Here is a 9,543-nt window from a genome sequence, read left to right on the forward strand (position 1 = left end):
CTCGTAGAGCGCCTTGGCCTTCCCACCGGCAAGGTTGGTGACGACGAAGCGGATATCGCCACCTTGGGCGCCGACCTCGACCCGCGCGATGATGCGCTCGACGCGGCTCCAACTAGCGGCGCCGTCAACGAACTCCTTGAACCTGCGGACCTTGCCTGTCTTGGCCGACGCTTCGAAGCGCGCCGTCGTGCTGGCCTCCAGATCCGCGACATGCTTGCGCAGGCTCGTGGTGGGCGCGAGGCCAAAGATGAAGTCGACGTCGTTGGCGCGGCACCAGTCGATGACCTGCGGGTTGCAATAATGGCTATCGCCGCGGAGCAGGATTCGAATGTTCGGCCAGTTGATCCGGATCGCCCGCACCAGACGGCGCAGGTGGGGGCGGATCTCAGCCCCACTCGGCCGCTTGGCCGGTCGCAGGATCGCGCTGACGAACCGTCCCGCACCATCGAACACGACGATCGGCTGGAAGCCGTACTCGTCATGGTGGGCATTGAACAGGCGAAGCTGTTGGCCTCCGTGCACAGCGTCGAAGGTGTCGTCAATGTCGAGTACGATCCGCTTCGGCACCTGCCGGAACGAGGCGCAATAGAGATCGACCATCGCCCGTCCCATCGCGACCAGCTCCCGCACGCCGGGTAGGTTCTCCAGCCGGCACAGCGTCGATTGCGACGCCAGATCCCGACCCGACGGCAGCGCATCCTGGGCCATCTTGAAGACCGGATCGCGGCGCAGCCGGTTGGCGTCGTTGCCGTCCTCGTAGCCGGCGGCGATCATCTTCATGCGAAAGCCGATCATGTCCGCCAGGCTGTGGACGACCTGGTCCGGGCAGCGCGGATCGTCGATGCAACGCGCCAGACGCTCGGCCAGCCGCAACCGCTTTTCCACCTCGGCCAAGGCCAGAACGCCGCTGTTGGACGACAGCATGCCGCCGTCGAAACGGGCGACGACGGACTTGCCGCCGACTGATGACAAACCGCTCAGCGGCAGCGCAAGATCGTTCATGGTGGGTGTGGTCTCCGGGAAATGGTTCGGATCGGCTTAAGCAACCAAATCCTACGTTTTTCAACGGCTTGCGCCACATCCACCAACCCCCATGAATTTTTCAGGCTAGGATCCGGACCCATAAAGGGATTCCACTGACGGTGGTTTTATGAGTCACGGTCTCCAAAGGGAGGCCACAGATGAATCGCGGTTATTTCTGGCTGACGGAGGGAGCAGGTTTCGCGGCCGCAGGCGCTGCTGCCAACCGACACGCGCGGCAAGCCAAGAGTATGACCGCCGAGCGATTGGCGGCATCGTCCATGTCCTCAAGTCCGGCGGCCGCTGGGTCGATGCCCCGCAAGTCTACGGGCCGAGAAAGACGCTCTACAATCGCTTTGTCCGATGGGCTGCCAAAGGCGTTTGGGTCGACATCTTCCACGCCCTGGCCTCGGCTGGCGGTCCTCCGGCTGAGGTCCTGATCGACCTCTTCGGCCGTGAAGGCGCATCGCTGCGCTTCTGGCGGCACAGGGGGGAGCAAAATCAGGCGATCGGCCGGTCGCGCGGTGGGCGAACCACGAAGATCCACGCCCTGACCGATGGCCTGTGCCGCCCGATCGCTTTCCTCTTGACCGGTGGCCAGGTCGCCGATTGCAGCGCCGGAGATTTGCTTCTGGAGCAGATGCCCAAGAGCCCGATCCTGCACGCCGACAAGGACTATGATACCAATGCCATTCGCCACAGGTCTAGGCTAAAGCGGCGATGCCGAACATTCCGCCGAAGCCAACCGGCGCTGGAAGAACTGCTTCTCCCCGTTCCTCTACCGTGATCGCAACGCCATCGAGCGCATGTTCGGACGGCTCAAGGATTTGCGCCGCATCGCCACCAGATACGATCGATCGGCCACGAACTTCCTCGCTGCCGTCTGCCTAGCCGCTACGGTCAGTTACTGGCTGTGACAGTTGTCCTCGACAAACAGAAGCGAACTTGCGCCCTGAAGCAGGGTGATCGCTTCAGAAACGGTGCGAAGGAGTATGTCACTCGCCGGCTCGATGTCGTGGATGAGGCCGGCGGCCTCACCAATCATGATCGCGGCTATTGTGGGATCGCCGCTTGCCCACGCTTCCCGGTAGGCAGCGGACTGCGCGTCAATGTCGGCAAGGAGATGGGCCTCATTGCCGTGCCAGGCTTCCGTAAAAGCATTCTTCCGAACGCGCAGTGAAAACCGCGATGGCCAATCCAGGCGGCGCGCTAGGTCCATCACCGAGGTTCGAACCGTGTCGTCTCCGGTCGCGGCAAGGGCAGCCTGGTGCAGATTTGGATGAACGAGAGCCTCCAACGAGGCCCAGAAACGTGATCCCATCACGACGCCATCAGCGCCAAGCATCAGCGCCGCTGCAAGCCCACGACCATCGGCGATGCCACCGGCCGCGCAGATGAGCGTGTCCGGCGCCCGTCGCCGTACCAAGTTCGCGACCTCCGGAACAAATGTGAATGTCGCTCGCTTCTCACCGTGACCGCCGGCTTCCGCGCCTTGGGCGACGACGATGTCGGCTCCGGCATCAAGAGCGCGGCGCGCGTCGTCGAGGCTCTGGACCTGGCAGATCAAGGGGACCCCGGCGGCCCGTATCGCCGGCGAAAAAGGCGCCGGGTCGCCAAAGGATAGGAAAATCGCACTTGGTCGCCGCTCCAAGGCCTTATCGAGTAGGCGCGGGTTCCTGGCGAGTGACCAAGTTATGAAGCCGCAGCCGACAGGTCGGTTGCCAGATCGCTCGAACTCTCGCGTCAGCCAATCAGCGTCGCCATAGCCGCCGCCGATAAGCCCAAGCCCTCCGGCTGTACTGACCGCACCTGCGAGTTCCCCGCCCGATGCGAATGCCATCGGCGCGCTGATGATCGGATGCTGCAGTTTAAGCCGATCAGTGAGACGGGTTACGATGCGCATCATCACTCCAACAGATTGCCTTGAGTATCGCAGGTTCGGTTGATCCTATCGAGCCCCGCTCAGCGCCCGCGACTAACGGCAACCAGAGCCGCCAGCGCAGTCGACCGACGGTTATGAGTCCGCACCCTAACACTACTTTGGCACTTTAGGCTCTGGGATATTCGCAAGGAGCATGTCACAGCGAGGACATCGTCGGGGTGGAGGTCGTGCGAAGATGTCGAGGATCGCTTGCCTGATGGCCGGCATGCTTGGCTGTGGTGGCGGTCCCGAGACTCTTTTTTTTCCGTCCCGCTGCTTTGAGGCGGCGGGATTGAAGGAAGGCGTAGGCGATCATCGTCATCAACGCATGTCGATGTAATCCCGTCCAGGATCTACCTTCGAAGTGGTCGAGCCCAAGCTCTTCCTTGAGCTGCTGGTGGGCCTGTTCACAGATCCACCTGGCCTTGATCGTGGCAGCGAGCGTCTTGATGGTGGCATCGGCCGGCAGGTTCGACACATAGTATTTTTGCTCCCCGGTCGACCGCCGCTCGCCGACGAGCCAAACCTCGTCGCCAAGCATGCATTGCATACGGTTATCGAGCATCCGGTGCTTATGGCCATCCGCAACACGGACACGACGGGCCGCGAAGAGACAGGTCAGCCGACCTTTGGTGCCCCGCCGCCAGCTGACCTTTTGCCATTTCCCTTCGGCCAACAACGTTTCAGCCGAGACCGGGGGCTGATCAGGGATGTGGTATTTGCGGGGCTTTCCGGCCTTCGCGACGGGGAAGATCAGGGCAACGTCGGCGGGATAGACGTTCTGGCGTCGCGACAGACCCACTGCCCACAGCAGACCGCGCTCACTCAAAGCCTGACGGAAGGGTCCGCTGGAGCCGTACCCTGAATCGGCAAGCACACAGTCAAAACGCGCACCGGAGGCGATGACGCGGTCGACCTCCTCGATTGCAATCTCCGGCTTTGTCAGAGCAGTCTGTCTATCCTTCGGCACACGAGCCCGCGCCATACGTTCAGGATCATCTGTCCAGCTCTCGGGCAGGAATAGCCGCAGGCCCACCATCACCGGCACCTCGCGCGACGCCAAGGTTACCGAGACCAGCGACTGACAATTGGCAGTCTTTCCGAGCGACGAGGCATATTGTGGCGCGACGCCAACCGAGTGACGTCCCTTCTTGGGCAACGCCATATCATCGATGACAAGAAAACCCGCCTCATCGCCAACCAGGCCATCTGCCTTCTTCAGCAGGGCAGCCTCGAGTGGAGCACTGTCCCAAACTCCGGCAGCGACGAAATGATGAAGCTGATCGTAGCCGACCTCGCCAGCGCGCGCCGCCATCGGCTGAACGCTCTTGCGGTCTCCTGGACCAATCAAACCCGCGACATAGAGAGGACACATCCGCGCCCGCGTCTTGTGCCCTAGCGCCGCGACAAACGGCGCAAGCCAGCGCGCCAGATCAGCTTGCCAGTTCCCATCCATGGCCGGCCCCTCCAAAAGCCGACCTCCTATGAATCACCGAAGACGCCTCTTGGGAATCCTGAAAGTGCTCGCCCGCCAAAATCTGCCAAAGTAGTGCTAAACTAACCCATCAGCAAACTTACGACCGGGCTTTGAGCCCGTCACCGATCGATCCAATGGCGCTGCGGTTACCTGGACCGACCTGAAAACCAGCCTGTCACAGCCTTAGCTTCAGTCCATCCAGCAATGCGGCACGAAGCAGATTTCAAGATCATGCGCGGCGTGAGATCTGCGTGGCCATCATCCTGAACCTCGTAGGCGCCAAATGGGCCTCGGCACATGAGGTCACTAACACTCTCGGTCTCTTTAGCCGCAGGCGGCAGTGAGCTCGGCTCAGCGCTCGTAATCCTTATCATTTGAGCGCTGGGTCTTGCGGTCCTGCTCTTCCGACTGCCGTGCCTTCTGTTTGTTGGCGTCCTTCTGCTTGGCTGCCACCTTCTCCTGCTCGGTGCCGGTGCGCGGCTGCTCCGGCTCGCGGGGATCGTCCCGAGTTGGAAGGTCTCGCCCTCGCGGCTCGCGCTCGGGGATAGGCTCGCCACCGCCACCACCACGACGCTGCTGCTGCCGCTCGAATTGCAGCCGCGCGAGACGGTCGTGCATCTTGTCGTTCACCTCTTCACGATACTGTTCGAACTGACCTTGATGCGCCGGCGGCAGCGTCTCGCGCATGTTGTCGAGAGCCTGATTGACGCGGGCCATCTGACGCCGCATTTCCAAGGGGGTCTGCGCCATGTCCAAATCTCCTATCAGTGCATTCAATTCTCTCATACCGGGATGGGACAGAAAAGACTTCTGCCCCGATTGATCAGCTCCGCGACCCGCGCCAGGACCTGGCTGCCCTTCCCCTGTCCCATCGCCACGGAACCGCAGAAAATTGTTGCCGATCGACTCCGCTGCCGTGAGAGCCTGTCCGACTATGCCCGCGGTCCGCATCGTCGTCACAGTCTTTTGCCATGCGGCAGCGATTGCATCGCCGTTCACGATAAGCGATTGCATATCGAAACGGCGTTGCCGCTTGGCCTCCACTCTCTCGATTGTCCTGGCGCTGACCTGATAGCGCGGATCGCTCTGTGCACGGCTGTAGGCTCCGGCATGCTCCTTCGTGAATGGCCGCGTCATCGCATGATCCATGCGCCGCGTCGCCACCATCGCAATGCCGTTCTCGCGTGCTTTTTCCGCAAAAGTCTCGCGCCAGGCTGCGAGATCAGGCTTGTAGAATTTCAGGCGCTCGCCGTCGGCTGACCGTGCCTGCACCATCGCGTGGATATGGACGTGCTTGGTGTCCTTGTGATGCGCCAGGACGAACTTGTATCCTGGCGCTCGCTCCTCGAGCACGCCGCGCGCCGCGGCCATCACGGCGTTGGCATCGGTGCCGGCTCTTGCCGAGAAAAGCAGGTGATAGGCATTGCGGCGCTCACGCCCCGAAAACTGCGGGCGCCATTGTTCATAGATCGAAGCCGCCGCCTTGGTGGAGCTTTTCACAGCAGGCACAGGCTCGCCATTTGCGTGGCGGATGTGGCTGTGGGTGCGGATGAACTTCTGCAGGAAATATTTCGCTTTGGGTTCACGGCTCACGGCCGCCGTTACCTCTGCCTTGGCGACCACCCCCGCCTCGCCCATGGCTTCAGACAGGCGCGCTTCGATCTTGTCGAGCGCCTTGCTGCGCGAATTTTTTTCCCGACCGCCGGCGAGCACCTTGGCAAGCGGTCCGGCCCGCTCATCGGTATGCGCGTAAACCTCCACCGTCTGTCCATCCTGCGCATAGATGAACGGTTTTGCCCCGAAGGCCTTGCTCAGCGCCTCGCTCAAGGCGGCATCGGTCACATCGCTAGCGAGATCGAAGCGAACCTCGATAAAATTGGTGTTTTCCAGGGGCGGTTCGAACGTCTCGCAAAACGATTCCAGGAACGCCTTTCTTGCGGCACCTGTCGCAAGCACCTGCCCGTCCTCGTCGAAAATCTCGATGTCGTGTTTCTCGCCTTTTTCGTCCTCGCGCTTCCCGATGTAATTGAGCAGCCGGGCGGCAGCTTCCTTGGTCGATGGCGGATTGGGCATGACCTTGAACACGGCAGGCTGCGCGCCCGCCGCATAGCCTGCCCGTGCCGCCACGGCCCGCGCCTGATAGCCCGTCCGCGCCGCTCGTGCCGTACCGCTCGGACGAACAGCACCACGACCACCGCCGCCGCGCCGCTTCCAGTCTTCCTCCTCCTCTTCCGGCCGGAAACCGGCGAGCGTGACGCCATAGATCATGATCGGCGCGCTAGCGGCCTTGGGCGAACTCGCAGCAGCAGTGGACTTCGGTGCCCTGCTGGACATGGAGCTCCCCGCCGCCCCCAATCCTCCCGGCGACGAACGATGGGCGCTCCTGCCGCCACCTGCCGTCGAGCCGCCTCCTTGCCCGAGGCGTCCGCCGCCACCGGTCCGCTCATAGCTCTTCATCGCCTGGAATTCACCGACCTCGCGTCGGGCGCCCGTGACGGACTTGTCGTCGTCCAGCTCCTCACGCTTCACGCCGGACTCGCCTCGAAGATAGCGTTCGATTTCGGCCGCGTAGCCAGCAAGACGACCGCTCATGGCCTGGCCACCCTCGCCTTGCGTGACCCGCCAGTCATCGCCTTCAGTTCCTCGCGAAACTGCCGCACCAGGTTGCCCACGGCGACCAGCGCCTGTTCAAGATCCTCATCGTGGGCAACACGGCCGTCATTTATCGCGCGCACGGCCTGATTGAAATTGACGCCGACGCGCCGCAGCTGATCGGTCATGTCCACGATCGCCGGCCGCAACGCCTCTGACGCGATAGGCAGATACCCGGCCTCTGCCCGCACAAGACGCCGCACGACCTCGCTGACGGTAACGCCGTCCCGCTCCGCAATGGCTTTAAGGTTGGCCAGCTCGTCAGCCGAAAATCGGATGTGCGTCACCTCGCCGTAGCGCCGTGACGCGTTCTGTACCGCTGCTTTCTGGGCGCCTGCATCCATCTCTCAAGCCCGCTTGCGGGCGCTAAGGCCCGACAGGGCCGCGCCGCCTATTTTGTGTGTATCACAAAATAGGCTATCCTGCCAAATCGTGACTTGATGTAGTGTGTCTATGATGGCCACCGGACCTATTCCTTCGCTGCAGATAGCAGCTGCGCAAAAACCGCACCGTGAACGAGCTCTTATTGGTGCGCGCCTGGGAAAGGACAAAGCCGACGTTCCTTTCTCACCAGCCCAGTTGTCAACCGCAGCGGGCCGGTCGCGATGTGTTTCCAGCGTTGAGGACTGATGCGTAGTCGGAAATGCGTAGTCGGAAATGCGCAGTCGATGGGGTTGCCAAACCAGTCTTCCCCGTTGACTATGTCACCATGTCTCTACCGTGATATTGTTCCATGTTGACTTGTTTCCATGTTAACATGGAAACAAGGAGACAACGCCGGAACGAGGCCCCCATGATCATCTCCGCTGCGATCCCCAAGGGCGGCACTGGCAAATCGACGATGCTGCGCGCCCTCGCATCCGTCGCACTGCATCGGGGCTATTCGGTCACTCTTATCGACGGAGACCGGCGGCAGAACATGAACCGCTGGTTCCAGATGCTGGGCGAGGCTGGCAATCGTCCTGACAGGCTCACGATGGTGAGCGCGATGACGCCGCAGGAAATCCTTCGCGCAGCAGCCACTCACAACGGTGAGCGCTCGGTCGTCTTGATCGATACGGAAGGCACCACAAACGATAACCTGATGGCCGGGCTCTTCGCCGCCGATATTGTCGTCGTGCCGATCTATTTTGCGCTTGATGATGTGACCGCCGCCATCCAGATCACCGACCACTACATCCCGCTGGCGGTCGAGAGCCGGGGTAGACCGCTGCCTGCGATATTCGTGCTGACCAAGCAGACCATCATCGATAGCAGGGCGCGAGCCCTGACCGAACTGCGCGCCATCATCCAGGCCAATGGCACGCCCATTGCAGAACATGTCCTGCACAATCGTGTTGCCTACCGCGACCTTCAGACCGGGCAGACCCTTTACAGCCATGGGGTGCCTGATGCGAAGGCGATTGCCGAGAGCGAAGGGGTCTTCGACGACCTTCTGCAAACCTTCATCGAAGCCACAAGGAACGCGGAATGAGTGAAGAAACCGCACCGAAACCCGGTGACGACAAGAAAGCCCGCATGATGAAGGCGATTTCCACGCAGCCGCCGGCACTGCCGAGCATGTTCATTTCATCGCCGAAGATCGAGGCGCAGAAGCTGGAGCCGAATGTCGGATCGGCGATGTCGCAGACGCCCGAGCCGGCATCGGGTGCAAGCCCTGACTTTCGCAAGCTGCTGCGGCAGGGTCAGAAAAAGGATCCGATAGCCGGCAAGAAGATTCGCGACGAGGAGATGATCCGCTGCGGCTATTACCTGACGGCTGCGGAGCAGCGCCATTTCAAGCTGCTGGCGATCAGCAACGGCCACAGCATGACCGAACTGCTGCGAAAGGCTGTGCAGGATTATATCCGCATTCATAAGCACAAACTGCCGAAGGAATAATCGGCGGTTTTGAGTCGCTCTCGCATGCCGTGACGGGTGATGTTCGTGGCTCTTTTGCAACGTGCAAAAAAGGGCCCGCGACGGAGTGTTCCGTCGCGGGCCCTGAGATGTTTGCCTACTTGGATTGGTTGAGGTGTTTCAGCATCTGGCCGAAGATTGTGTCTCGCACCGGACGCCCGCTGGCTGCCGCTTTGTCGCCGACCAGCTTTGCCGCCAGTTTGGGCGACAACGGCATGAAGTCGTAGCCGTGTGCGATGGCTGCATGGCGAAGATCGTCAAGCGCTTCGAACGCGCGATCGCGGGTGCCAAGCCAAAGACGGGGCTCGTCGGTTTCTTCGTGCGGGAACGCTTGCAGGAAGTAGGTCCGAAGCGGTAGGTCGTAGCCGATGACAGCGTCTGGATCGGAGTGGCCCTTTCCGATGACGGTGCCAGTGACAGTGATAGTATAGCGGCTCATTGCAACCTCCTTTTGCCGGTGGGGAGCCGGCCCCCGGCCCGGGGGGGCGCCCCGGGTGCCGGGGGGGGTGTGATAGGAGTAGACGGGTGGTGTTGTTGTGTTTAAAAAAGAGGCAAGGCCCCCCAATAAACAGGT

Annotated in this window: 9 protein-coding genes and 1 pseudogene; 4 read left to right on the top strand and 6 right to left on the bottom strand. The window is 61.7% G+C overall.

Annotated elements, in window-relative coordinates; translation table 11 throughout:
• Positions 1–1,002 (bottom strand): IS1380 family transposase (locus NKJ12_RS31435; protein WP_352707572.1); only part of this gene is annotated, 1,002 nt, incomplete at its 3' end.
• A 148-nt stretch (positions 1,003–1,150) separates the two neighbouring features.
• On the opposite strand from NKJ12_RS31435, the gene NKJ12_RS31440 reads away from it, so the two are divergent.
• Both NKJ12_RS31440 and NKJ12_RS31445 read left to right on the top strand, forming a co-directional pair.
• A complete protein-coding gene (locus NKJ12_RS31440) occupies positions 1,151–1,807 on the top strand; it encodes an IS5 family transposase (protein ID WP_352707574.1) in 657 nt (218 codons plus the stop codon).
• A 19-nt stretch (positions 1,808–1,826) separates the two neighbouring features.
• Complete coding sequence (locus tag NKJ12_RS31445; protein ID WP_352852253.1) at positions 1,827–1,937, top strand: hypothetical protein; 111 nt, start codon at positions 1,827–1,829, stop codon at positions 1,935–1,937.
• On the opposite strand, the gene NKJ12_RS31450 is transcribed toward NKJ12_RS31445, so the two are convergent.
• From NKJ12_RS31450 to NKJ12_RS31465, 4 genes and pseudogenes are all read right to left on the bottom strand, one after another.
• Complete coding sequence (locus NKJ12_RS31450; protein WP_352707577.1) at positions 1,925–2,923, bottom strand: NAD(P)H-dependent flavin oxidoreductase; 999 nt, start codon at positions 2,921–2,923, stop codon at positions 1,925–1,927. The genes NKJ12_RS31445 and NKJ12_RS31450 overlap by 13 nt on opposite strands.
• A gap of 175 nt (positions 2,924–3,098) precedes the next feature.
• A pseudogene (locus NKJ12_RS31455) lies at positions 3,099–4,434 on the bottom strand (IS701 family transposase).
• 335 nt (positions 4,435–4,769) lie between these two features.
• Entirely contained in the window at positions 4,770–7,010 is a 2,241-nt protein-coding gene (locus tag NKJ12_RS31460) for a relaxase/mobilization nuclease domain-containing protein (protein WP_352707579.1), read from the bottom strand.
• Positions 7,007–7,414 (bottom strand): plasmid mobilization protein, encoded by a 408-nt coding sequence (locus NKJ12_RS31465; RefSeq protein ID WP_352707581.1) that lies wholly within the window; start codon positions 7,412–7,414, stop codon positions 7,007–7,009. Before NKJ12_RS31465 ends, NKJ12_RS31460 begins: the two co-directional genes overlap by 4 nt.
• Positions 7,415–7,863: 449 nt before the next feature.
• Between NKJ12_RS31465 and NKJ12_RS31470 the strand changes: the two genes are divergently transcribed.
• Both NKJ12_RS31470 and NKJ12_RS31475 read left to right on the top strand, forming a co-directional pair.
• The gene (locus NKJ12_RS31470) at positions 7,864–8,544 is read left to right on the top strand and encodes a nucleotide-binding protein (protein WP_352707583.1); all 681 of its coding nucleotides are present in this window, start codon (positions 7,864–7,866) and stop codon (positions 8,542–8,544) included.
• Positions 8,541–8,951 (top strand): hypothetical protein, encoded by a 411-nt coding sequence (locus NKJ12_RS31475; protein WP_352707585.1) that lies wholly within the window; start codon positions 8,541–8,543, stop codon positions 8,949–8,951. The genes NKJ12_RS31470 and NKJ12_RS31475 overlap by 4 nt, the downstream gene beginning before the upstream one ends.
• Positions 8,952–9,066: 115 nt before the next feature.
• Here the strand turns inward: NKJ12_RS31475 and NKJ12_RS31480 are convergent, their stop codons facing one another.
• Positions 9,067–9,408, bottom strand: a complete 342-nt coding sequence (locus tag NKJ12_RS31480; protein WP_352707587.1) for a hypothetical protein — start codon at positions 9,406–9,408, stop codon at positions 9,067–9,069.
• Between the last annotated feature and the right edge of the window lie 135 nt (positions 9,409–9,543).

The organism is Mesorhizobium sp. M0195 (assembly GCF_040322115.1).
In the GTDB taxonomy this organism is placed as follows: Bacteria; Pseudomonadota; Alphaproteobacteria; order Rhizobiales; family Rhizobiaceae; genus Mesorhizobium.